We start from the raw sequence: 24,252 nt of genomic DNA on the forward strand, positions 1-24,252 counted from the left end.
CTTGGCAGACATGGCCTTGGGGCCGGGATACAGTGAAGCAGGCGCCTTGTGAGAGCATTCACAAGGTTCTAGGTCCCACGAAGACGAGGGTGCGCAGGCATGGTGAACAGGCGTGACGACGACGCGGACGTGATCGTCGTCGGTGCGGGTCCCGCTGGGGCCACCGCCGCCCACTACTGCGCCCAGGCCGGGCTCTCCGTCATCGTCCTCGAGAAGGCACGCTTCCCCCGCGACAAGATCTGCGGCGACGGCCTGACGCCGCGTGCCGTCTCCGAGCTCGTCACGATGGGCGTGCCCATCCGTGAGCAGGACGGATGGATCCGCAACCGGGGCCTGCGCGTCATCGGCGGCGGCCACCGCCTCGAGCTCCCGTGGCCCGAGCTCGCGTCCTACCCGTCCTACGGCATGGCACGTGCCCGCATGTCCTTCGACCAGCTCCTCGCCGAGCACGCCCGCAGCACGGGCGCCAAGATCCTCGAGGGCATGAACGTCACCGGTCCTGTGCTCGACGAGCGCACGGGCCGTGTCGTCGGCGTCACCGCCCGCCCGGTCGACGAGCAGGGGCGCCGCGCAGGCGAGGAGCAGACGTTCCGCGCGCCCGTCGTCGTCGCTGCCGACGGCGTCTCCGCCCGCCTCGCGACGGCGCTCGGCATCGAGAAGCGTAACGACCGCCCCATGGGCGTCGCCGTCCGCACATACTTCGAGTCTCCGCGCCACGACGACGCCTGGATGGAGTCGCACCTCGAGCTGTGGGAGGGCAAGCCGAACGAGTCCGCGCTGCTGCCCGGCTACGGCTGGATCTTCGCGCTCGGCGACGGCACGGTGAACGTCGGTCTCGGCTCGGTGTCCTCGAGCGCCGCAGCGACCAAGATCGACTACAAGCAGCTCTTCGCCACGTGGATGCGCAACGTCCCCGAGGAGTGGGGCTTCACCGAGGAGAACCAGCGCGGCAAGGTCCGCGGCGCTGCCCTCCCGATGGCCTTCAACCGCAAGCCGATCTACGACCGTGGCCTCATGCTCGTCGGCGACGCCGGCGGCATGGTGTCCCCGTTCAACGGCGAGGGCATCGCGTACGCGATGCAGGCAGCGCGCGTCGCCGCCGACACGATCGCCCAGTCCCGCGCCCGCACGACGGCGTCGTCGCGCGAGGCCGCCCTGCGCCGGTATCCCGAGATCATGCGTCAGGACCTCGGCGGCTACTACACGCTCGGCAAGTACTTCGTGAAGCTCATCGAGCACCCGCAGGTCATGCGCCTGTGCACCCGGTACGGGCTGCCGCGGCCGCTGCTCATGAAGTTCACGGTCAAGCTCCTCTCCGACTGCTACGAGCCGCGCGGAGGAGACCTCGTCGACCGGGTCATCTCCGGCCTCACGAAGATCGTCCCGGCAGCATGACCGCCACCCCGACAACGACGTCCGCTCCCTACGGAGGCACGCGATGACCAACCCGTACGTTCCCCTGCTCTTCCTCATGGGGATCGCTCTCGTGCTGACCATCGGCGGTGTCGCCGCGTCGGCGCTCATCGGCCCCAAGCGCTACAACCGCGCGAAGCTCGACGCGTACGAGTGCGGCATCGAGCCGACCCCGCACGCGGTCGGCGGCGGCCGGTTCCCGATCAAGTACTACCTGGTCGCGATGACGTTCATCATCTTCGACATCGAGGTCGTCTTCCTCTACCCGTGGGCCGTCGACTTCTCGACGCTCGCGGTGTTCGGGCTCGTGGCGATCCTCTCGTTCCTCGTGATGATCACCGTGCCGTTCGTCTACGAGTGGCGTCGGGGCGGGTTCGAGTGGGACTGACGGACGTGGCAGGACGACGCAGGACAGGCCGCCTGGACGGCGCACGTGGACGTGTGAGGAGAGAACGATGAGCAAGGAGACAGCGCCCTCAGGGTTCCTGCTGACGACCGTCGAGGAGTTCGCCGGCTGGTCGCGCAAGGCGTCGCTGTGGCCGGTGACGTTCGGCCTCGCCTGCTGCGCGATCGAGATGATGGCTGCCGGCACCTCGCGCTTCGACCTGTCGCGGTTCGGCATGGAGGTGTTCCGCGCCTCGCCGCGCCAGGCCGACCTCATGATCGTCGCCGGCCGCGTCTCCCAGAAGATGGCCCCGGTCGTGCGTCAGGTCTACGACCAGATGCCCGAGCCCAAGTGGGTCCTGTCGATGGGCGTGTGCGCGTCGTCGGGCGGCATGTTCAACAACTACGCGATCGTCCAGGGCGTCGACCACGTCGTCCCGGTCGACATCTACCTCCCCGGCTGCCCCCCGCGGCCGGAGATGCTGATCAACGCGATCCTCGAGCTGCACAAGCAGATCCAGGGCGAGCCGCTGCTGAAGCACCGCCGCGACATCGTCAAGGCCGTCGAGGCGGCCGCGCTCGAGGCGACCCCCACGCACCAGATGAAGGGCCTGCTGCGATGAGCGACGAGACGCGCTCCGACAAGGGCATGAGCGACGACGTGACGCGCTCCGACCTGACGCCCGGGGACGTGACCCCGGGCGGCGACGTGAAGGTCCCGCTCCAGCCGGGCACCCTGCGCGGCGCCGACGTGGTCGAGGAGCGTCGCGGCCTGTTCGGGATCCACGGCTCCGGCGACACGTCGGGCTTCGGCGGCCTCGTCCGCCCGGTCGCGATGCCGGGGTCGAGCGCCCGCCCCTACGGCGGCTGGTTCGACGAGGTCGTCGACGTGCTCGTCGAGGTCCTCGAGGAGAAGGAGCCGGGTCTCGCGGCGAAGGCGCTCGCCGCCGTCGTCGTCGACCGCGACGAGCTCACGCTCGAGATCAACCGCGAACAGCTCGTGACTGTGTTCCAGGCGCTCCGTGACGACCAGGACCTGCGCTTCGAGCTCAGCCTCGGCGTCTCGGGCGTGCACTACCCGGAGGCGACGGGCCGCGAGCTGCGCGCCGTGTACCACCTGACGTCGGTGACGCACTCGCGCTCCTTGCGCGTCGAGGTCGCGGCGCCCGACGCCGACCCGCACATCCCCTCGACCGTCTCGGTCTACCCGACGAACGACTGGCACGAGCGCGAGACCTGGGACTTCTTCGGGATCATCTTCGACGGCCACCCGTCGCTCGCCCGCATCGAGATGCCCGACGACTGGCCCGGTCACCCGCAGCGCAAGGACTACCCGCTCGGTGGCATCGAGGTCGAGTACAAGGGCGCCACCATCCCGTCGCCGGACACGAGGAGGTCCTACTCATGAGCACCGCACCCTCTGCGGCACCGCACGCGACCCGCGACGCAGGTGCGCCCGGGACCGACGGCGACATCCCCACCTTCGAGGCGTACGGCGACGGCGACTGGTCCGACATCGCCGAGGAGGCGCTCCGGCTCGGCGAGGAGCGCATCGTCGTCAACATGGGGCCCCAGCACCCGTCGACGCACGGCGTGCTGCGCCTCATGCTCGAGATCGACGGTGAGACGGTCACCGAGGCCCGCGCGGGGATCGGCTACCTGCACACGGGCATCGAGAAGAACATGGAGTTCCGCACCTGGACCCAGGGCGTGACCTACTGCACGCGTATGGACTACCTCGCGCCGTTCTTCCAGGAGGTCGCGTTCTGCCTCGGCGTCGAGAAGCTCCTCGGCATCACCGACGACATCCCCGAGCGTGCGAGCGTCATCCGCGTGCTCCTCATGGAGCTCAACCGCATCTCGTCCCACCTCATCTGCCTCGGCACCGGCGGCAACGAGATGGGTGCGACGACGATCATGACGACCGCCTTCACGGCGCGCGAGGAGATCCTGCGGATCTTCGAGGCGATCACGGGCCTGCGCATGAACCACGGGTTCGTGCGTCCCGGTGGTGTCCCGCTCGACCTCCCTCCGGGCGTCATCCCCGAGATCCGCGCGGCGAACAAGACGGTCGCGAAGTACCTCGGCCAGCTGAGCGACCTGATGATGGCGAACCCCATCTTCAAGGGCCGCCTCGTCGGCGTCGGGCACCTCAACCTCGCGGCGTGCATGGGACTCGGCATGACCGGCCCCGTGCTCCGCTCGACCGGCCTGCCGTACGACGTGCGCAAGGCGAAGCCGTACTGCGGCTACGAGACGTACGACTTCGACGTGCCGACGAGCACCGGCGCCGACGCGTACGACCGCGTCGCGCTGCGCTTCCAGGAGTGCTACGAGTCGCTCAAGATCGTCGAGCAGGCGCTCGTGCGCCTCGAGAACCTCGGGCCCGGCCCGGTCATGGTCGCCGACAAGAAGATCGCCTGGCCAGGCCAGCTCGCGGTCCTCGGGGACGGTCAGGGCAACTCGCTCGACCACATCAAGGAGATCATGGGCACCTCGATGGAGTCCCTGATCCACCACTTCAAGATCGTCACGGAGGGCTTCCGGGTCCCGGCGGGCCAGGTGTGGCAGTCCGTCGAGGCGCCGCGCGGCGAGCTCGGCGTCCACCTCGTGTCCGACGGCGGGACGCGCCCGTACCGCGCGCACTTCCGTGACCCGTCCTTCAACAACCTGCAGGCCGTCTCGATGATGTGCGAGGGCGGCCAGCTCGCCGACGTCGTCGTCGCCGTCGCCTCGATCGACCCGGTGCTCGGAGGAGTGGACCGATGACCCAGACCGGATACGCACCAGACGTGCGCACGCGCCTCGACGAGGACGCGGCGCAGATCGTCGCCCGCTACCCGCAGGCGCGCTCGGCGCTCCTGCCGCTGCTGCACCTCGTGCAGTCCCAGGACGGTTACGTGTCGCGGCACGGCATCGAGTTCTGCGCCGAGACGCTCGGCCTGACGACGGCGTCCGTGTCGGCGGTCGCGACGTTCTACACGCAGTACAAGCGCCGGCCGAACGGTGAGTTCACGGTCGGGGTCTGCACCAACACCCTGTGCGCGATCATGGGCGGCGACGAGATCTTCGAGCGCCTGAGCGAGCGCCTCGGCGTCGGGCACGACGAGACGACGACGGACGGCAAGATCACGCTCGAGCGCGTCGAGTGCAACGCGGCGTGCGACTACGCGCCCGTGATGATGATCAACTGGGAGTTCTTCGACAACCAGACGCCCGAGTCGGCTGCCGCGGTCGTCGACGCGATCCTCGCCGGTGAGGACGTCCGGCCGTCGCGCGGCCCCGACGTCGTCCAGCCGTTCAAGGACGTGTCCCGCACCCTCGCGGGCTTCCTCGACGAGCACGCCGACGAGGGCCCGGCCGCAGGGCCCGCGAGCCTCGCCGGCCTCGAGGTCGCGCGCGAGCAGGGCTGGTCCGCGCCGTCCTTCGACGCGGCCGAGCGCGCCGCCGCCGAGGACGCCACGACGACGCCGGACGCCGCAGCCGCGGAGTCCGCGCCGCAGACCGGGGGCGAGCAGTCGTCCGCCGAGCGCAAGCCCACCACGGAGGCGGACGTCACCCCTGGTGGTCCCGAGTCCGAGCCCGAGGAGAAGCGATGACCACGCTCACCCCCGTCCTCACGGCGAGCTGGGGCGACGAGAAGCCCTGGCAGATCGACTCGTACACCCGCTCCGGCGGGTACGAGGCGCTCCGCAAGGCGCTGGCCACGGACCCCGCCGAGCTCGTGCAGCTCGTCAAGGACTCCGGCCTGCGCGGCCGAGGCGGCGCAGGGTTCCCGACCGGCATGAAGTGGGGCTTCCTGCCCGCTCCTGACGGAGGCCCCCGCTACCTCGTCGTCAACGCCGACGAGTCCGAGCCGGGCACCTGCAAGGACATCCCGCTGATGCTCGCGAACCCGCACGTCCTCGTCGAAGGTGTCGCGATCACGAGCTACGCGATCGGCTGCCACCACGCGTTCATCTACGTGCGCGGCGAGGTCGTGCACGTCTACCGCCGTCTCCTCAAGGCGGTCGCGGACGCGTACGCCGCGGGCCACCTCGGCAAGAACATCCACGGCACCGGCTACGACCTCGACGTCACCGTGCACGCGGGCGCGGGCGCCTACATCTGCGGCGAGGAGACCGCGCTCCTCGACTCGCTCGAGGGTCGCCGCGGCCAACCGCGCCTCAAGCCGCCGTTCCCCGCCGTGGCGGGCCTGTACGCCCGCCCGACGGTCGTTAACAACGTCGAGTCCGTGGCGTCCGTCCCCGCGATCGTCCAGGGCGGCTCCGACTGGTTCCGGGCGATGGGCACGGAGCGTTCGACCGGCCACGGCATCTTCTCGCTCTCGGGCCACGTCGAGCGGCCCGGCCAGTACGAGGCACCGCTCGGCATCACGCTGCGCGAGCTCCTCGAGATGGCGGGCGGCATCCGCAAGGGCCACGAGCTGAAGTTCTGGACCCCGGGCGGCTCGTCCACACCGATCTTCACAGCCGAGCACCTCGACGTCCCGCTCGACTACGAGTCGGTCGGTGCGGCCGGCTCGATGCTCGGCACGCGCGCCCTGCAGATCTTCGACGAGACGACGTCGGTCGTGCGGGCCGTGTCCCGCTGGACCGACTTCTACGCGCACGAGTCCTGCGGCAAGTGCACGCCGTGCCGCGAGGGCACGTACTGGCTCAAGCAGATCCTGCAGCGGCTCGTCGACGGCAAGGGCCAGCAGGGCGACATCGAGACGCTGCTCGACCTGTGCGACAACATCCTCGGCCGCGCGTTCTGCGCGCTCGGTGACGGCGCGACGTCGTGCGTCACCTCCGCGATCCAGTACTTCCGTGAGGAGTTCGAGGCAGGCATGACGTCGCCCGCGAGCGAGCTGTTCCCGCCGCAGCGCTCCGCGCTGTTCGACTACACCCCGCGCCGTTCCGGCGCCGCAGCAGGGGCGGTGCACGCATGACCACCACGACGGACAAGACCGCAGGCGCCGACGCCGTGCCGGTCGACCCGAACCTCGTCACCCTGACGATCGACGGCGTCGAGACGTCCGTGCCGAAGGGCACGCTCATCATCCGCGCGGCGGAGGAGATCGGGATCGCGATCCCGCGCTTCTGCGACCACCCGCTGCTCAAGCCGGTCGGCGCGTGCCGCCAGTGCCTCGTCGACGTGGCGATGCCGGACCGCGAGGGCAACGTCCGCCCGATGCCGAAGCCGCAGCCGTCGTGCGCGATGGAGGTCGCCCCCGGCATGGTCGTCGGGACGCAGCACTCCTCGCCCGTCGCGGACAAGGCGCAGCACGGCGTGATGGAGCTCCTGCTCATCAACCACCCGCTCGACTGCCCGACGTGCGACAAGGGCGGCGAGTGCCCGCTGCAGAACCAGGCGATGAGCAACGGCCGTCCGACGAGCCGCTTCATCGACATCAAGCGCACGTTCCCGAAGCCGATCAAGATCTCGACGCAGATCCTTCTCGACCGGGAGCGCTGCATCCTGTGCCAGCGCTGCACGCGCTTCACCCGCGAGATCGCGGGTGACGCGTTCATCGACCTGCAGAAGCGCGGCGCGCGCCAGCAGATCGGCACGTTCGACGAGGGCATCCTCGGCTTCGAGCCGACCGAGACGGCCGACGGCGGCCCGACGGTCGGCGCGGCCCACGAGGACGAGTCCGGTCGCCCGTTCGCGTCGTACTGGTCGGGCAACACGGTGCAGATCTGCCCGGTCGGCGCGCTCACGAGCGCGGCCTACCGCTTCCGTTCGCGCCCGTTCGACCTGGTCTCGACCGAGTCCGTCGCCGAGCACGACGCGAACGGCTCCGCCATCCGCATCGACCACCGCCGCGGCGCCGTCATGCGTCGCCTCGCGGCGGACGACCCGGTCGTCAACGAGGAGTGGATCAGCGACAAGGACCGTTTCGCGTTCCGCTGGCAGACCGCTCCGGACCGCCTGACCACCCCGCTCGTGCGCGACCGCGCCGCGGACGGCTCGCGCGGCGAGCTGCGCCCCGCGTCGTGGGTCGAGGCGTTCGAGGTAGCGGGCAACGCGCTGGCCGCCGCACGCGACGCCGGCGGCGTCGGCGTGCTGCCCGGTGGCCGTCTGACGATCGAGGACGCGTACGCGTACGGCAAGCTCGCGCGCGTCGCCCTCGGCACGAACGACGTCGACCACCGTGCCCGTCCCGCCTCCGACGAGGAGGAGGGCTTCCTCGCCCACGCCGTCGCCGGCCGTGGCATCGACGTGACGCTCGGCGACCTCGAGAAGGCGCCCGCGGTCCTGCTCGTCGGGCTCGAGCCCGAGGAGGAGGGCGGCATCGTCTTCCTGCGGCTGCGCAAGGGCACGCAGGCGGGTCGCACGACCGTGCACGCTGTCGCGCCGTTCGCGACGCGCGGCATCGAGCGTCTCGACGGCAGCCTCGTCAAGGCTGCGCCGGGCACCGAGGGCGAGATCCTCGCAGCGCTCGCCGACGGCGTCCCGTCCGACGCGGACGCAGCGATCCTGGCCGCGTCGCAAGCCGTGCGCACCGAGGGCGCGATCGTCCTCGTGGGCGAGCGCCTCGCCGGTGTCCCCGGTGCGCTGTCCGCGGCAGTCCGGCTGAGCACGGCGACGGGAGCGCGTCTCGCGTGGGTCCCGCGCCGTATCGGCGAGCGTGCGGGTGTCGAGCTTGGCACCCTGCCGAGCCTCCTGCCGGGCGGCCGCCCGGTGGCCGACGCCGCGGCACGCGTCGACATGGCAGCCCACTGGGGCGTCGCGCAGCTCCCGGAGACGGCGGGCCGTAACGCCGAGCAGATCCTCACGGCGCTCGCCGACGGCACTCTGCGGGGTGCGATCGTCGGTGGCGTCGAGCTCGCTGACCTGCCCGACCCGCAGGCGGCGCGCGACGCGCTCGCCGCAGCAGACGTCGTCGTGTCCCTCGAGGTCCGTCGCAGCGAGGTCACCGAGCTCGCGGACGTCGTCCTGCCGGTGGCTCCGCCGCAGGAGAAGGCGGGCGCCTTCTGGAACTGGGAGGGCCGCGTCCGCGTCTTCCGCCAGGCGCTCGACTCCCACTTCATGCCCGACCACCGCGTGCTCGACTCGCTCGCCCGTGAGATGGGCGTCGACCTCGGGCTCGCGACGGGCGAGCAGGTCCGCAAGGAGATCGACACGCTCGGCCTCTGGGACGGCACCCGCGTCGAGGCCCCGGCCGTCGAGACGGCCGAGCCGCCCGCGGTCGCGCCCGGCACCGCGGTCCTCTCGACGTGGCGCCTGCAGCTCGACTCAGGGCGCGGCCAGGACGGCGAGCCTTACCTCGCCGGCACCGCGCGCCGCGCCGTCGCGCGCCTGTCCGCGGCGACCGCGGAGGCCGCAGGCATCGCCGAGGGCGCGCTCGTGCGCGTCTCGACCGACCGCGGCGCGATCGAGCTGCCGGTCGTGCGCACGGACATGCCGGACCACGTGGTCTGGTTGCCCACCCGGTCCGGCACGAGCGCCGTGCGCGACGCGCTCGGCGCCGACTCAGGCAGCCTCGTCGCGATCGCCGCGGTCCCCGCGGCGACCGGCGTGGACGAACCTCAGCACGACGACGTGGAGGCACGATGAGCGCGCTCCTGCTGCCGACGGCCACCCCCGCTGTCCCGGGGATCGCCGCGGACTTCAGCAACGACAACCCCTGGGTGTACCTCGTCAAGGCGGTGCTGATCATCGTCTTCCTGCTGCTCAGCGTCCTCATGGCGCTGTGGTTCGAGCGGCGCCTCGTGGGCCGCATGCAGGTGCGCCCGGGACCGAACGTGCACGGCCCGTTCGGTCTGTTCCAGGCGCTCGCCGACGCGATGAAGCTCCTCATGAAGGAGGACATCACGGTCCGCGCCGCGGACAAGATCGTTTACCTCATCGCGCCGATGATCTCGGTGTTCTGCTCGCTCATGGTCTACGCGGTCATCCCGTTCGGGCCTGAGGTGCGCATCCCCTTCACGGACTTCTGGACGCCCGCCCAGCTCACCGACTTCCCGGTCGCCGTGCTGTACATCCTCGCGGTCGCCGCGATCGGCGTGTACGGGATCGTCCTCGGTGGCTGGTCGTCCGGCTCGACGTACCCGCTGCTCGGTGGTGTCCGCTCGACGGCGCAGGTGATCTCCTACGAGCTCGCGATGGGTCTCTCGCTCGCGTCGGTGTTCCTGCTCGCCGGCTCGATGTCGACGTCGCAGATCGTCACCAACCAGGAACGCATCTGGTACGCGCTGCCGCTGCTGCCGTCGTTCGTCCTCTACATCATCTCGATGATCGGTGAGACGAACCGACTCCCGTTCGACCTCCCCGAGGCCGAGGGCGAGCTCGTGTCGGGGTACATGACCGAGTACTCGTCGATGAAGTTCGCGTGGTTCTTCCTCGCGGAGTACATCAACATGCTCAACGTGTCTGCGGTCGCCACGACGCTGTTCTTCGGCGGTTGGCAGGCGCCGTGGCCGCTCACCGAGATCAACGACGGCATGTTCAACACCGGCTGGTGGCCCGTCCTGTGGTTCATCATCAAGGTCTGGATCTTCATGTTCGTCTTCGTGTGGGTGCGCGGCACGTTGCTGCGCTTCCGCTACGACCAGTTCATGAAGCTCGGCTGGAAGGTGCTCATCCCGGTCGCGCTCGGCTGGACGACCCTCGTCGCGATCTACCAGGGCTTCTCGCAGTTCTCGACGATCTCGAACCGTACGTTCATCTACTTCTTCCTCGGCATCGCGGTCGTCGCGCTCCTGCTCGGGTTCGTCATCCCCGAGAAGAAGCCCGCGCCTGCAGCAGCCGAGGAGACGGAGCCGTTCGACGCGTTCGCCGCCGGCTACCCGGTCCCGCCGCTACCCGGCCAGAAGCTGCCGCCGTCGCCGCGTGCCGCTCGGCGCGCTGCGGCCGCCACGGCGGCTGCGACGACGGTGATCGAGGCGGCGCCCGCTGCCGATACCAGCACGACGACGGAGGGAGACCCCGGTGAGTGACCTCAGCCCCAAGCCCAAGGGTCCGCTGGGCGAGCTGCTCGCCCCGGTCGCGGGCTTCGGCGTGACGTTCTCGAACCTGTTCCGGCCCACCGTGACCGAGCAGTACCCGTTCGAGAAGGTCCCCACGAAGCCGCGCTTCCACGGCCGCCACCAGCTCAACCGGTATGCCGACGGCCTCGAGAAGTGCATCGGCTGCGAGCTGTGCGCGTGGGCGTGCCCCGCGGACGCGATCTACGTCGAGGGCGCCGACAACGCCGACCTGCCCGACGGCGCGCACGTGTCGCCCGGCGAGCGGTACGGCCGCGTTTACCAGATCAACTATCTGCGCTGCATCTTCTGCGGTCTGTGCATCGAGGCGTGCCCGACGCGTGCGCTCACGATGACGAACGAGTACGAGCTCGCAGGCCCGACCCGCGCCGGGATGATCTTCGAGAAGGAGGACCTGCTCGCCCCGCTGCGCGAGGGCATGCTGAACGGTCCGCACCCGATGGTCGAGGGCACCGAGGACACGAACTACTACCGGGGCGAGGTCACGGCGCCCACCGCGGCGCAGGTCGCGTGGGTCCGCGAGCACCGTCCCGACGAGCCGACGCTCGAGACCGCGAAGCCGGCCGACGTCGCCACGGACGGAGGGGCACGATGACCACGTCGACCGGGGAGGCAGTGCTCTTCTGGGTGCTCGGCCCCCTCATGGTGATCGCGGCCCTCGGCCTCGTGTTCGCCCGCAAGGCGGTGTACGCGGCCCTGTCGATGATCTTCGTGATGATCGGGCTCGCGGTGCTCTACCTCGCGAACGAGGCGGAGTTCCTGGGCATCGTGCAGATCGTCGTCTACACGGGCGCGGTCATGATGCTCTTCGTCTTCGTGCTCATGCTCGTCGGTGTCGACGCGTCGACGTCGGCCGTCGAGACGATCCGCGGCCAGCGCTGGATCGGCGGCCTCCTCGGCATCGGGCTCGGCGCGCTGCTGATCTCCGTGATCTCCCGCGCGACGTTCGCTCCCGCAGCGGGCCTCCAAGGGGCCAACAGCGAGACGAACCCGGTCGGGATCGCCCGCGTCCTCATGAGCGACTTCGTGTTCGCGATCGAGGTCGTCGCGGCGCTGCTCGTCACGGCCGCGCTCGCCGCGCTCGTGCTCACGCACCGCCGTCGCCTGACACGCAAGGTCGGTCAGGCCGAGCGCGCCGACGCGCGCGTCGCGGCGGGCCAGCACCTGGTCAACCTGCCGGCTCCCGGCGTGTACGCACGGCACAACGCGATGGACGTCCCTGCGCTCGACCCGTACGGGAACCCGATCGAGGCGTCGGTCTCGCGCGTCCTGCGCATCCGCGGCCAGGAGCAGGGGCTCTCGAGCCAGGTCACGACGCTCATCGGGTCGGGCGACCTGCCCGCGGCGATCGCGGCGGGTGCCGAGGGCGGGAACGAGAGCGCCAGGCCTGGCGCAGAGCGGGACGGGGACGCCTGATGGAGCTCACCAACTACCTGTACCTCGCGGCGGTGCTCTTCGCGATCGGCGCGATCACCGTGCTCACGCGGCGCAGCGCGATCATCGCGTTCATGGGTGTCGAGCTCATGCTCAACGCCGCCAACCTGACGTTCGTGACGTTCGCGCGCATGCACGGGGACCTCACCGGCCAGGTCGTCGCCTTCTTCGTGATGGTCGTCGCGGCCGCAGAGGTCGTCGTCGGCCTCGCGATCATCGTGGCGATCTTCCGCACCCGAAAGTCGTCCTCGGTCGACGACGTGAACCTGCTGAAGGGCTGAGGCGACGATGCTGACCTTGCTCCCGTTCCCGGCGCAGTCCACCGCGTTCGTCGAGGGTTCCGCCCAGGCGGCCAGCGGCGCGGTGCAGACCAGCGCCTGGTTGCTCGTGGCGATCCCGCTGCTGAGCGCCGGCATCCTGCTCGTGCTCGGCCGTCGCTCCGACCGCTGGGGTCACTGGCTCGGGCTGCTCGCCTCGGTCGCGACGTTCGTGCTGGGGGCCTCGCTCCTCGTGAGCCTCCTCGGGTACCCGGCTGCGGACCGCGTCCGCGACCTCGAGCTCTTCGACTGGATCTCGACGTCCGACCTGTCGCTCGCGGCAGGCCTGCGGATCGACCCGCTGTCGCTCACGTTCGTCCTGCTCGTGACGTTCGTCGGCTCCCTGATCCACCTGTACTCGGTGGCGTACATGGAGCACGACGAGAACCGGCGGCGGTTCTTCGCCTACCTGAACCTGTTCGTCGCGGCGATGCTCCTGCTCGTCCTCGCAGACTCGTACCTCCTGCTGTTCGTCGGCTGGGAGGGCGTGGGCCTCGCGTCGTACCTGCTCATCGGCTTCTGGAACCACGTCCCGAGCTACGCGACGGCCGCCAAGAAGGCGTTCATCATGAACCGCGTGGCGGACGTCGGCATGATCGTCGCGCTCATGCTCATGTTCGCGACGTTCGGTGGCGTCGACTTCGTGACGGTGTTCGACGGCGCGCCGAGCGCGTCCGAGGGACAGCTCACCGCGATCGGGCTGATGCTCCTCCTCGCCGCGTGCGGCAAGTCGGCGCAGTTCCCGCTGCAGGCCTGGCTCGGCGACGCGATGGCCGGCCCGACGCCGGTCTCCGCGCTCATCCACGCCGCAACCATGGTCACGGCCGGCGTCTACCTGATCGTGCGCTCCGCGCCCGTGTTCAACCTCGCGCCGACGGCTCTGCTCGTCGTCGCGATCGTCGGTGCCGTGACGCTCCTGTTCGGGGCGATCGTCGGTTGCGCGAAGGACGACATCAAGAAGACGCTCGCCGCGTCGACCATGTCGCAGATCGGCTACATGATGCTCGCCGCGGGCCTCGGCCCGATCGGCTACGCGTTCGCGATCTTCCACCTGCTGACGCACGGGTTCTTCAAGGCCGGCATGTTCCTCGGTGCCGGCTCGGTCATGCACGGCATGAACGACCAGGTCGACATGCGTCGCTTCGGCGGGCTGTCCGCGTACATGAAGATCACGTGGATCACGTTCGGTCTCGGCTGGCTGGCGATCCTCGGCGTCCCGCCGTTCTCGGGCTTCTGGTCCAAGGACAAGATCATCGAGTCGGCGTTCGTCGGTGACGGCTGGCAGCCGTGGGTCTTCGGCACGGTCGCCCTGCTCGGCGCGGGCATCACGGCGTTCTACATGTCGCGCCTGTTCTTCATGACGTTCCACGGCAAGAAGCGGTGGACGAGCGAGAAGGAGGGCACGGGCCCGGACCAGCACCCGCACGAGTCGCCTGCGCTCATGACCGCGCCGATGATCCTGCTCGCGGTCGGTTCCGTCGCCCTCGGTGGCCTGCTCACGATCGGCAACGCCTTCGTCGGCTGGCTCGAGCCGGTCACCGGGCACGTCGAGCACCACGAGCCGGTGCTCCCGGTCCCCGTGATCATGGTCGCGACGCTCATCCTCGTGCTCGCCGGTGCGTTCCTCGCGTGGCGCCAGTACGCGGCGGCGACCGTCCCGGTCGAGGCTCCGCGCGGATCCCTGCTCACGCGGGCGGCCCGCAAGGACCTCTACCAGGACACGGTCAACGAGTCGCTCGTGATGCGCCCCGGCCAGTACCTGACAAGGTCGCTCGTCTACGGCGACCGCACGCTCGTCGACTCGACCTTCACAGGGCTGGGCCGCGGCTCCTCGGGGCTGGGTCGGGCGCTGCGCGCCCTGCAGAACGGATATGTCCGCTCCTACGCTGCCGAGATGCTCGCCGGGGTCCTCGTGATCGCCGTCGTCGTCCTGGCCGTGCAGGGCTGAGAGGGACGACGAGAGAAATGGACAACCTCGTGACCGAGAACGTCACCGCCTCCTTCCCCTGGCTCACGGCCCTCGTGCTCGTGTCCGTCGTGGGTGCCGTCGTCGTGTGGGCGCTGCCCCGCGGTGCGCGCCAGCACGTGCGGACCACCGCGCTCGGCTTCTCGCTGGTGAACGTGGGTCTCCTCGTCGGCGCGTTCCTCGCGTTCGACACGTCGGCGGCGGGCTCGCACCAGCTCTACGAGCAGCACTCGTGGATCCCGCAGATCGGCACGAGCTACGCGGTCGGCGTCGACGGGGTCGGGCTGCTGCTCGTCGCCCTCGGCGTCGTGCTCGTGCCGCTCGTGATCCTCGCTGCATGGCGGGAGCAGGGCGACGACGTCGAGAAGCTGCGGCACTACCTCGCGCTCACGCTCGTGACGGCGGCGTTCATGACGCTCATCTTCGCGGCGCGCGACGTCTTCCTGTTCTACGTCGTGTTCGAGGCGATGCTCATCCCGATCTACTTCATGATCGGTGCGTTCGGCGGCGCTCAGCGCCGCGGCGCCGCGGTGAAGTTCCTGCTGTTCTCGCTCGCGGGCGGTCTCGTGATGCTGGTCGCGGTCATCGCGCTCTACATCCACGGCCCCGGCGGTGCTGAGGGCTTCCTCGTGGAGAGCCTCACGGGCCTCGAGCTGTCGCAGACGGCGGAGCGCCTCATGTTCGTGGGCTTCTTCCTCGCGTTCGCGATCAAGGCCCCGATGTTCCCCGTCCACACGTGGCTGCCGGACGCCGCGCAGCAGGCTCCCGCCGGCACGTCGGCTCTCCTCGTCGGCGTGCTCGACAAGGTCGGTACGTTCGGGATGCTCACCCTGTGCCTCCCGCTCTTCCCGGCCGCGTCCGCGTGGGCCGCACCGGTCGTCATCGTCCTCGCGGTCGTGTCGATCATCTACGGCGCGCTCCTCGCGCTCGGCCAGACCGACCTCATGCGCCTGATCGCGTACACGTCGGTATCGCACTTCGGGTTCATCGTGCTCGGCATCTTCGCGACGACGCAGACCTCGGTCGCGGGCGCGTCGTTCTACATGGTCAACCACGGTCTGTCGACGGGGCTGCTGTTCCTCATCGCGGGCATGATCGTCGCGCGGCACCCGAGCCGCTCGCAGCGGATCTCCGACTACGGCGGCCTGCAGCGCGTCGTCCCCGTGATCGCGGGCGTGTTCCTCGTGGCCGGCCTCTCGGCGCTCTCGCTCCCAGGCCTGTCGCCGTTCGTCTCCGAGATCATGGTGCTCATCGGTTCGTACAGCGCGGCGCCCGCCGCAGTGATCGTGGCCGCGACCGCCGTCATCCTCGCGGCGCTCTACATCCTGCTGACCTATCAGCGCATCTTCACCGGGCCGCCGCGTGACGGCCTGACCGAGCTTCCCGACGCCGTCGGGCGCGAGCGCTGGGTCGTGGCCCCGCTCATCGTCCTGATGCTCGTGCTCGGCTTCTACCCGCGTCCGGCGCTCGACCTCGTCGAGCAGCCCGCTGACGTGACCGTGTCCACCCAGCACGCCTCCGAGGGGAGCGCCTCATGAGCCCCGTCTTCGTCGAACCGACGGTCGACTGGTTCCTTCTGGCCCCGTACATCCTGGTGCTCGGCGGGGGTGTGCTCGGGGTCCTCCTCGAGGCGCTCCTCCCGGCCCGCCTGCGCAGGCCCGTCCAGCTCACGCTGAGCCTCGTGGTGCTCCTCGCGGCTGCCGCCATGATGGGTGCCCAGTGGTCGCGGCTCTCGAGCGATACGCCGGTGCTCCTCGTGCTCGGTGGCTCTGTCGTCCTGACGTACTTCTCGCTGATCCTGCAGGTCATCATCCTGGTGATCGCGGCGCTCGCGCTGCTGGTCGTCGCCGACCGCACGCCGGGCGGCGGGGCCTTCGCCCCGACGGCCGCGGCGGTCCCGGGGAGCGACTACGAGGAGCTCGCGCGTCGCAAGGGCCTCGAGCAGACCGAGATCTACCCGCTGTTCCTGTTCGCCGTCGGCGGCATGATGGTCCTGCCCGCGGCAGGCGACCTCATCACGATGTTCATCGGGCTCGAGGTGCTCTCGCTGCCGCTGTACGTCCTCGTCGGCATGGCGCGGCACCGCCGCCTGCTCAGCCAGGAGGCGTCGCTCAAGTACTTCCTGCTCGGCTCGTTCGCGTCGGCGATCTTCCTCATGGGTGCGGCCCTCGTGTACGGCTGGGCGGGCAAGCTCCGCCTCACCGACATCCTCGGCGCGGGCCTCAACACGATGCAGGCGTCGATGACTGGCGCTGACGACGGCACGAGGCTCACGGGCCTGCTCGTCACCGGTGTCCTGATGATGCTCGTCGGTGCGCTGTTCAAGGTCGGCGCGGCGCCGTTCCACCAGTGGACGCCCGACGTCTACCAGGGTGCGCCCACCCCGATCACGGGCTTCATGGCGGCCTGCACCAAGCTCGCGGCGTTCGGTGTCGCCGTGCGCGTCGCGTACTGGACGATCCCGCTCATGCTGCCCGAGCCGCAGGACGCCCTCCTCGTGGGCCTGTGGACCGTCGCGATCCTCACGATGCTGGTCGGGTCCGTCGTCGCGGTGGTCCAGCACGACGTCAAGCGCGTCCTCGCCTACTCGTCGATCGCGCACGCGGGCTTCGTCCTGGTCGCGGTGGGCTCGGTCCAGGCTCTGGACCCGACTGCGGTGCTCGACATGGCTCCGCTCCCGGCGATCCTCTTCTACCTGCTGGCCTACGGTCTCGCGACGGTCGGCGCGTTCGCCGTCGTGCACCTCGTCCGGGAAACCGCGCCGGCCTCTGGTGCCGCAGGCGAGGTCGTCGTCCTCGGCGAGGCGACGCACCTGTCCCAGTGGACGGGGCTCGGCAAGCGCAGCCCGTGGCTCGCGGGCGCGTTCCTGCTGTTCCTGCTGTCGTTCGCGGGCATCCCGCTCACGGCAGGCTTCATCGGGAAGTTCTCGGCGTTCTCGGTCGCGGTCGACGCGGGCCTGTGGTGGCTCGCGCTCGTCGGTGTCCTGTGCTCCGCGATCGCGGTGTTCTTCTACGTCCGCATCATCGTGCTGATGTTCTTCGTGGACCCCGCCCCGGCGGACGACACGGAGGCGGACGGCGCTGCGGCCGAGGTCGTCGCGGCCGAGGCCGTCACGTCGGAGGTCGGCGAGCCGCGCGAGGCGGGCGTGGGGCTGCAGCTCGCGACGGCGCCCTTGAGGACCAGCGGCGGCGTCACGGTGCTCAAGGGTTCCGTCGGCAGCCGGGTGTCGATCGCCGTGTGCGCGATCGCGACGATCGTCCTCGGTGTCTTCCCGGGGCCGGTTCTCGATCTGGTCGCTGAGGCGGCTAAGTTCATACCGTGACCCGTTCCCACGACGCCCGCGGCGCAGTCGGCTTCCCCGTTCCTGACGACGCCCTCGCGCAGCGCCTCGCTACCCGTCTCGCCTCGGTCGAGGAGCGCCTGCACGACGCAGCCCGCCACGCCGACTCGCTCGCCGACGCCACGTCGCGGCACCTGATGAGCGCGGGCGGCAAGAGGCTGCGGCCGCTGCTGACGCTCCTGTGCGCCGAGCTGGGCGAGGCGGACGCGACCGAGGTGCTCGACGCTGCGGTCGTGGTCGAGCTGACGCACCTCGCGTCGCTCTACCACGACGACGTCATGGACTCCGCACCCTTGCGTCGCGGTGCTCCCGCGGCGCACGAGCTGTGGGGCAACAACGTCGCGATCCTCACGGGCGACCTGCTTTTCGCACGCGCGTCGCTCACGGTCGCGGGCCTCGGCCCGCAGGCGGTCGAGCTGCAGGCGCGCACGTTCGAGCGGCTGTGCCTCGGCCAGCTGCGCGAGTCTGTCGGCCCGGGTGAGGGTGACGACCCGGTCGCGCACTACATCCAGGTCCTCGCGGACAAGACGGCGTCGCTCCTCGCGACCTCCGCGCGCTTCGGTGCGTGGTTCGCGGGTGCCGACGAGGCGTACGCGGACATGGTCGCGGAGTACGGCGAGCGGGTGGGTGTGGCGTTCCAGCTCGCCGACGACGTCATCGACCTCACCTCGCCTGCGGAGGTGACGGGCAAGACGCCCGGCACGGACCTGCGTGAGGGCGTGCCGACGATGCCGACACTGCTGCTGCGGGCCCGCGTCGCGTCGGGGGAGGGGTCGGCCGAGGACGCTGAGCTCGTCGCCCTGCTCGACGGTGACCTGAGCTCGGACGAGGTCCTCGCGGGCGTCGTCGAGCGCCTGCGCCGGCACGACGTGGTCGAGGAGACCCGCCAGGTCGCGACGCGCTGGGCGCGCGACGCTGTCGACCAGGTCGCGGGGCTTCCCGAGGGACCAGTCCGGGCAGCCCTCGAGTCGTTCGCGAACGCCCTGGTCGACCGGGCTTCCTGACCTGTGGCCGCCAAGAGGCGCTCGCCGGGCTGCCGTGTAACCTGATTCCGCGGTGCGCCGGTTCTCGAGCGGTGCTCTCGCGACAGCCGGCAGTCAGTCGCATCGACGGTGAACAGGGACAGGACTTCCACAGGTGAATGCACGGTACTCATCCCGGGGCCCCTCGGCGCCGAGCCTGACGACAGCGTCGTACGGCAGGCGCGTGGCTGCGTTCCTCATCGACGGGTTCCTGTCGTGGGTCCTGCTCGTGCCGTTCGTGGCGCCCTGGTACCTCGACGTGCTCGACGCTGCCCGGCGTACCGCGGCGGGGGACATCGGCGTGGTCGCGCCTGCGCCCCCGGTGACCGTCGGTCTGGGCATGCTGCTCACCTTCGTGCTCGGGATCGTGCAGTGGTGGCTCGGCGGCACGCGCGGCTACACGATCGGCAAGCGCCTCGTGAAGATCCGGGTGCTCGACGAGCTCACGGGCCAGCCCGTCGGCATGGGCCGGTTCCTGCTGCGTCAGCTCGTCCTGGGGGCGACCGGTGGGATCCTCGTGGGTCTGCTGTCACCGCTGTTCGACAGCTCAGGCAGGCTGCGCGGCTGGCACGACCGCGCCGCGAGCACGGCCGTCACGGAGGCGCCCGCGGACGATGCGGGTCGCCGCGCGGAGCGCGTCGCCCGCGGCAACGACGAGATGGTGCCGCCCCCACCCGGTGGCGCCCAGCCCACGGTGGCCTCGGTCCCGTTCGCGGTGCCCCCCGCCCCGGGCGCGTCTGCTCCTGTCCCGGCTCCCGTGCCTGCCTCGACGTCGGCCCACGCCCCGGTCCCGCCGCCCCCTGCGACCCGCAGCGGGGTGCCGACCCTGCCCGCCTACCTCGGCGAGCCGCAGACCACGGCTCCGACGCACGCGTCGGTGCCAGTCCCGCAGCCGGTGCCTGTCCCGCAGCCTGCGCCCCTCCCTCAGGCCGCGTCTCGGCCTGTGCCCCTCCCGCCGCCGCCCGTCCCGGCCGCGCCGTCCCCGGTGCCACCGCCCCCCGGACCCGTCGAGCAGCCTGCACATCTCGCGCAGCACGTGGCCGCCCAGCCCCTGCCTGCCGTACCCGCCGCGGCCGCGCACGTCCAGCCCGCGTCTGCCCCCGTGCCAGCCCCGGCGCCCCAGATGTCTCCGGACGCCCCGGGATCCGGTGCGAGCGCGTCGACCGCCCCGACGGCGGCCGTGCCCGCGCCAGACACAGGTGTCATCACCGCCGTCCCGCACTTCGGGTATGCGGCACCGCACGCACCGGCCGGCCGTGCCGCGGCCGCCCCGCCCGCGGCACCGCCGGTCGCCGCTGCGGCTCCTGCGCGCCTCGCACCGTCCGAGCCGTACGTCGAGCTCGACGACGAGACCGAGATGACGCGCCTGCGCACGGACCCGCCGCGGGACCGCGCTGCTACCGCGTACATCCCGCCGTCGGCGCTCCTGCGCATCTCTGACGGCACCGAGATGACCATCACGGACACCGTGCTCGTCGGCCGGAACCCGTCCCCGGCACCCGAGGAGAGCATCGGGCAGCTCGTCCGAGTCCAGGACCCGGGCCGGTCGGTCTCCAAGACCCACCTGCTCGTCGGTGTCGACGCCGACGGCGTGTGGGTCGTCGACCGCGGGTCCACGAACGGCACCGTCGTGACGCTCACCGACGGTCAGCAGATCATCTGCGCGGAGCACCAGGTCGTGCGTCTCCCCGAGGGGGCGACCGTGACCTTCGGCGACTACTCCGCGTCCTTCGTCCACCGCAACGACTGAGCCAGGAGAGACGTGCGCACACTCTGGGGCTCCGCGACCGACCAGGGACTGGTCCGGTCGATCAACGAGGACTCGCTGCTGGCCTACCCGCCGGTGTTCCTGGTGGCTGACGGCATGGGCGGTCACGACGCGGGGAACGTCGCCAGCCGGGTCGTCGTCGACGAGTTCACGTCGCTCATCGGGCGTGACCACGCGACGACCGAGCAGGTGCACGACGCGATCATCCGCGCGGCGTCCCGCATGCGGGAGGCGCTCGGGGACCGCACGGGCGGGACGACCGTCGCGGGCGCCGCGCTCACGGTGATCGACGACGGCGAGTACTGGCTCGTGTTCAACGTCGGAGACTCGCGCGTGTACCGGCTCGGCGAGGCGGGGCTCGAGCAGATCTCGGTCGACCACTCGGTCGTCCAGGAGCTCCTCGACTCGGGCGAGATCGACGCGGCGACGGCGCGCAACCATCCGGAGCGTCACGTCATCACGCGTGCGGTCGGCACCGGCTCGCTCCCGGAGCCGGACTACTGGCTGCTGCCCGTCTCCACGGCGGACCGCTTCCTGCTGTGCTCGGACGGCCTGACGACGGAGCTGACGGACGCGACGATCGAGCACGGTCTGCGGTCGTTCGACGACCCGCAGGTCGCCGCGGACTGGCTCGTCGGCGCAGCCGTCGAGAGCGGTGGCCGCGACAACGTGACCGTCGTCGTCGTCGACGTCGTCGCGCTCCCGGGCGGGCTGCCCGCCGAGGACGCGACGATCACGCGCGGCCGGATCGAGGACGCAGACCGGGTGCCGCTGCACGGGCCCGACGGCGCTGCGTGGAACGAGGAGCTGCACGGCAGCACCGTGCCGCGCGGTGATGAGGGAGGGGCACGATGATCGTCCCCCGGTACCTTCCTGGCCGCTGGGTCGCCGTCGTCGCCGAGGGCTGCGTCGCGCTCCTCCCGGAGGGCACGCTGCCCTCCGTCCTCGACGCGGTGTGGGACATGCTGCGTGCCGGCGAGGGCATGGACGCGCTCCTGCCGGTGCTCACGGGCAGCCGCGCACACGGCGCGTTCGGACTCGTCGAGATGTCGGGGCCGACGGTGCGCGCGTACCTGAGGGGCGAGGTCGAGCTCGAGGCTGTCGGCGGTCGGGCGCTCGACGCGTCGACCGTGCTCGGCGACGACTCGCGGCTGCGCGCGGCCGGTACGGCCGACGTGCCGTGGGTGGGGGTCGAGTGGGCGGACGTCGACGAGTTCACCGTCCGCGCCGTCGAGGAGGCGCCGACGGGTGCGTCGGCCCGCCGCGGTACCGGGTACACCGTGCTCGCCGGGGTGGTCCCCGCGGCGTGCGTGACCGTGCACCTGCGCCTGTCCGTCTCCCTGCCCGCGAGCTCGATCGGTGGCGCTGCTGCGGTGGGCGACGCGGAGCTCGAGGAAGAGCTGTACGGCGACACGATCCTCTCGATGCCGGCCGGTCTCCGTGAGGACGTCGAGGCGACCAGGGTGCGCGTCGACGCGCAGCCGTTCTCCGTGCCGACGGCCCCCAGCCCGTCCGTCCCGTCGCCGCCGGCTCCGACGCCGCCACCCGCGCACCAGGCGGGTGCTCGCGTCCGTGCCGTCGAGGACCACGACGGCGAGACGATCCTCAGCTCGGACCTCGTCGAGATCCGGCGCTCGCTGTCGAGCTGGGCGCACCCGCAGGTGCCCGGCCCGTTTGCGGTGCCGACGGAGATCGCGCCCGCGAAGCTCGTCATGTCGAGCGGTCTCGTCGTGACGCTCGACCGTGCTGTCCTCATCGGGCGCGCGCCCGTCGTCAGCCGCGTCGCGAACCGCGACCTGCCGCGGCTGGTGACGGTGCCGAGCCCGCACCACGACATCTCGCGCACGCACGCGCAAGTGGTCCAGGAAGGTCAGCGCGTCTTCGTCACGGACCTCGACTCGACCAACGGTGTGGTGCTGCACGCGCGCGGCCAGGCGCCGCAGCGCGTGCGTCCCGGCGTCCCGGTCGAGATCAGCCCTGACGCGACGGTGGACATCGGCGACGGCGTGACGTTCCGGGTGGTGCGCTCCTGATGAGGGCGCGTCGAGAGGCGTCGACCCCGCCCGCGATCCCCGGCTTCGAGTACGTGCGGCTGCTGGGGCTCGGCGGCTTCGCCGACGTCTTCGAGTACCGGCAGGACCTGCCGCAGCGGTCGGTCGCGGTCAAGGTGCTCCTCGCGAGCTCGATCGACGAGGCGACGCGCGAGCGGTTCTTCGTCGAGGCGAACCTCATGGCGCAGCTCTCGCACCACCCGTCGATCGTGACGATCCACCACGCCGACATCGCGGCGGACGGCCGGCCGTTCCTCGTCATGGAGTACTGCTCGCGCCCCGGTCTCGGGTCGCGTTACCGCGCGGAGCGGATCACGGTCACGGAGGCGCTGCGCACGGGCGTGCGCCTCGCGTCCGCCGTCGAGGCCGCGCACCGCCTGGGCATCTTGCACCGTGACATCAAGCCGGCGAACATCCTGACGACCGACTACGGGTACCCCGCGCTCACCGACTTCGGCATCGCCGCGACGATGGGTGGCGACAGCGCTGCCGGCACGGGCATGTCGATCCCGTGGTCGCCGCCCGAGCTCCTCGCCGAGGACCCGCAGGGGGACGTGCGTGGCGACGTGTACTCGCTCGGCGCGACGATCTACTCGATGCTCGCTGGCCGCTCCCCGTTCGAGGTGCCGGGCCAGCCGAACGGGCCCGCGGACCTCATCAACCGCATCGAGCGCAGCCCGCTGCCGAACATCGACCGGGACGACGTCCCGGCCGGGCTGCAGGCGCTGCTCGCTCGGACGATGAGCAAGGACCCGGTGCGCCGGTACCCGACCGCGTACGCCGTCGCGCAGGCGCTGCAGCAGGTCGAGCGGTCGATGGGGCTGACGGTCACGCAGATTGACGTCCCCGAGGACCTCGAGCGCACGGTCGTGCGCGCGCCGGTCCCGGGGCTCGCCGAGGGCGAGGTGACGCGGCTGCGTCCGATCACGAGCATCGACCCGGTCCAGCCGCCGACCGTGTCGAGCACGACGAGCGCGCCGACGGCCGCGTCGACGGTCGAGGTGGACACGGCGCCGCCTGCGGCCGCGGCGCCCGTGCCGACGTACCTGGCGCCGCCGCCGCTGCCCGAGGGAGCCCGCCAGGCGTCCGTCGGGCGGCACGCGATGGGGGCGAGCGTCCCGGACACCCCGAACGACGTCGGTCCCGGCTCGGCGGAGGCGCGGCGTCGCACGTGGCGTCGCCTCGGCGTGGGTGCGTCGGCGCTCGTCGTCGTCGGCGTGCTCGTCACTGCGGCGGTGCTCTCGACCGGTGACCCGCGCACGGGGCCGACGACGTCGGCGCCCACCCCGTCGGCGACGACGGTCGGCACGACCGTCGTGCCTGTACCGACGGACCTCGTCGGGGCGCTGAGCGGCGAGCGCTCGGTGCTGTTCTCGTGGGTGAACCCGGACCCGCAGGAGGGTGACCGCTACCTGTGGGGCGTGGACGACGAGACTGACGCACGGCAGGTGACGGTGTCACCGTCGGCGACCGTCGAGCTCCCCGAGGGTGAAGACAGCGTGTGCATCGAGGTGTCGGTCGTGAGGACCGACGGCCGGGTGTCGACTTCTCCTGCGCGCGCGTGCTACCCATGAGCGAAGAC

20 protein-coding genes are annotated in these 24,252 nt (G+C 71.1%); all 20 read left to right on the plus strand.

The features are described 5' to 3' along the window. Positions 1-99: 99 nt before the first annotated feature. The 20 genes from AC4F3Q_RS00550 to AC4F3Q_RS00645 all read left to right on the plus strand — a co-directional run bounded on the left by AC4F3Q_RS00550 (position 100) and on the right by AC4F3Q_RS00645 (position 24,244). Positions 100-1,395 (plus strand): geranylgeranyl reductase family protein, encoded by a 1,296-nt coding sequence (locus AC4F3Q_RS00550; protein ID WP_491038316.1) that lies wholly within the window; start codon positions 100-102, stop codon positions 1,393-1,395. 43 nt (positions 1,396-1,438) lie between these two features. Next, positions 1,439-1,801 (plus strand): NADH-quinone oxidoreductase subunit A, encoded by a 363-nt coding sequence (locus AC4F3Q_RS00555; protein WP_491038317.1) that lies wholly within the window; start codon positions 1,439-1,441, stop codon positions 1,799-1,801. 67 nt (positions 1,802-1,868) lie between these two features. Beyond that, complete coding sequence (locus AC4F3Q_RS00560; protein ID WP_168446383.1) at positions 1,869-2,420, plus strand: NuoB/complex I 20 kDa subunit family protein; 552 nt, start codon at positions 1,869-1,871, stop codon at positions 2,418-2,420. Further along, on the plus strand, positions 2,417-3,205 hold the full coding sequence (locus AC4F3Q_RS00565) for an NADH-quinone oxidoreductase subunit C (RefSeq protein WP_491038318.1): 789 nt from the start codon (positions 2,417-2,419) through the stop codon (positions 3,203-3,205). The genes AC4F3Q_RS00560 and AC4F3Q_RS00565 overlap by 4 nt, the downstream gene beginning before the upstream one ends. After that, positions 3,202-4,566 (plus strand): NADH-quinone oxidoreductase subunit D, encoded by a 1,365-nt coding sequence (locus tag AC4F3Q_RS00570; RefSeq protein ID WP_168446381.1) that lies wholly within the window; start codon positions 3,202-3,204, stop codon positions 4,564-4,566. Before AC4F3Q_RS00565 ends, AC4F3Q_RS00570 begins: the two co-directional genes overlap by 4 nt. Then, the gene (nuoE, locus tag AC4F3Q_RS00575) at positions 4,563-5,396 is read left to right on the plus strand and encodes an NADH-quinone oxidoreductase subunit NuoE (RefSeq protein ID WP_491038319.1); all 834 of its coding nucleotides are present in this window, start codon (positions 4,563-4,565) and stop codon (positions 5,394-5,396) included. Before AC4F3Q_RS00570 ends, nuoE begins: the two co-directional genes overlap by 4 nt. Then, positions 5,393-6,730 carry an NADH-quinone oxidoreductase subunit NuoF gene (gene nuoF, locus AC4F3Q_RS00580; protein WP_491038320.1) on the plus strand — a complete coding sequence of 446 codons (1,338 nt, stop codon included), beginning with the start codon at positions 5,393-5,395 and terminating at the stop codon, positions 6,728-6,730. Before nuoE ends, nuoF begins: the two co-directional genes overlap by 4 nt. Then, positions 6,727-9,342, plus strand: a complete 2,616-nt coding sequence (locus AC4F3Q_RS00585; RefSeq protein ID WP_491038321.1) for an NADH-quinone oxidoreductase subunit G — start codon at positions 6,727-6,729, stop codon at positions 9,340-9,342. The genes nuoF and AC4F3Q_RS00585 overlap by 4 nt, the downstream gene beginning before the upstream one ends. Continuing rightward, on the plus strand, positions 9,339-10,724 hold the full coding sequence (gene nuoH / locus AC4F3Q_RS00590; RefSeq protein ID WP_168446377.1) for an NADH-quinone oxidoreductase subunit NuoH: 1,386 nt from the start codon (positions 9,339-9,341) through the stop codon (positions 10,722-10,724). Before AC4F3Q_RS00585 ends, nuoH begins: the two co-directional genes overlap by 4 nt. Continuing rightward, positions 10,717-11,367: an NADH-quinone oxidoreductase subunit NuoI gene (gene nuoI, locus AC4F3Q_RS00595; protein WP_350308714.1), complete on the plus strand. Its 651-nt coding sequence runs from the start codon at positions 10,717-10,719 to the stop codon at positions 11,365-11,367. Before nuoH ends, nuoI begins: the two co-directional genes overlap by 8 nt. Then, complete coding sequence (locus AC4F3Q_RS00600) at positions 11,364-12,188, plus strand: NADH-quinone oxidoreductase subunit J (protein WP_491038322.1); 825 nt, start codon at positions 11,364-11,366, stop codon at positions 12,186-12,188. The genes nuoI and AC4F3Q_RS00600 overlap by 4 nt, the downstream gene beginning before the upstream one ends. Further along, entirely contained in the window at positions 12,188-12,487 is a 300-nt protein-coding gene (gene nuoK / locus AC4F3Q_RS00605) for an NADH-quinone oxidoreductase subunit NuoK (RefSeq protein ID WP_168446375.1), read from the plus strand. The genes AC4F3Q_RS00600 and nuoK overlap by 1 nt, the downstream gene beginning before the upstream one ends. Positions 12,488-12,494: 7 nt before the next feature. Then, complete coding sequence (nuoL, locus tag AC4F3Q_RS00610; RefSeq protein WP_491038323.1) at positions 12,495-14,471, plus strand: NADH-quinone oxidoreductase subunit L; 1,977 nt, start codon at positions 12,495-12,497, stop codon at positions 14,469-14,471. Between the two features lie 17 nt (positions 14,472-14,488). Beyond that, positions 14,489-16,027 (plus strand): NADH-quinone oxidoreductase subunit M, encoded by a 1,539-nt coding sequence (locus AC4F3Q_RS00615; RefSeq protein ID WP_491038324.1) that lies wholly within the window; start codon positions 14,489-14,491, stop codon positions 16,025-16,027. After that, positions 16,024-17,811, plus strand: coding sequence for an NADH-quinone oxidoreductase subunit NuoN (nuoN, locus tag AC4F3Q_RS00620; protein WP_491038325.1), 1,788 nt, complete (start codon positions 16,024-16,026; stop codon positions 17,809-17,811). The genes AC4F3Q_RS00615 and nuoN overlap by 4 nt, the downstream gene beginning before the upstream one ends. After that, positions 17,808-18,833 (plus strand): polyprenyl synthetase family protein, encoded by a 1,026-nt coding sequence (locus AC4F3Q_RS00625; protein ID WP_491038326.1) that lies wholly within the window; start codon positions 17,808-17,810, stop codon positions 18,831-18,833. The genes nuoN and AC4F3Q_RS00625 overlap by 4 nt, the downstream gene beginning before the upstream one ends. A 133-nt stretch (positions 18,834-18,966) precedes the next feature. Next, positions 18,967-20,601 (plus strand): RDD family protein, encoded by a 1,635-nt coding sequence (locus AC4F3Q_RS00630; RefSeq protein WP_491038327.1) that lies wholly within the window; start codon positions 18,967-18,969, stop codon positions 20,599-20,601. A 12-nt stretch (positions 20,602-20,613) separates the two neighbouring features. Beyond that, a complete protein-coding gene (locus AC4F3Q_RS00635; RefSeq protein WP_168446369.1) occupies positions 20,614-21,474 on the plus strand; it encodes a PP2C family protein-serine/threonine phosphatase in 861 nt (286 codons plus the stop codon). After that, positions 21,471-22,652, plus strand: a complete 1,182-nt coding sequence (locus AC4F3Q_RS00640; RefSeq protein WP_168446368.1) for an FHA domain-containing protein — start codon at positions 21,471-21,473, stop codon at positions 22,650-22,652. Before AC4F3Q_RS00635 ends, AC4F3Q_RS00640 begins: the two co-directional genes overlap by 4 nt. Beyond that, positions 22,652-24,244, plus strand: a complete 1,593-nt coding sequence (locus tag AC4F3Q_RS00645) for a serine/threonine-protein kinase (RefSeq protein WP_491038328.1) — start codon at positions 22,652-22,654, stop codon at positions 24,242-24,244. Before AC4F3Q_RS00640 ends, AC4F3Q_RS00645 begins: the two co-directional genes overlap by 1 nt. The last annotated feature ends 8 nt before the right edge of the window (positions 24,245-24,252 follow it).

The organism is Flavimobilis sp. BM9 (assembly GCF_058313055.1).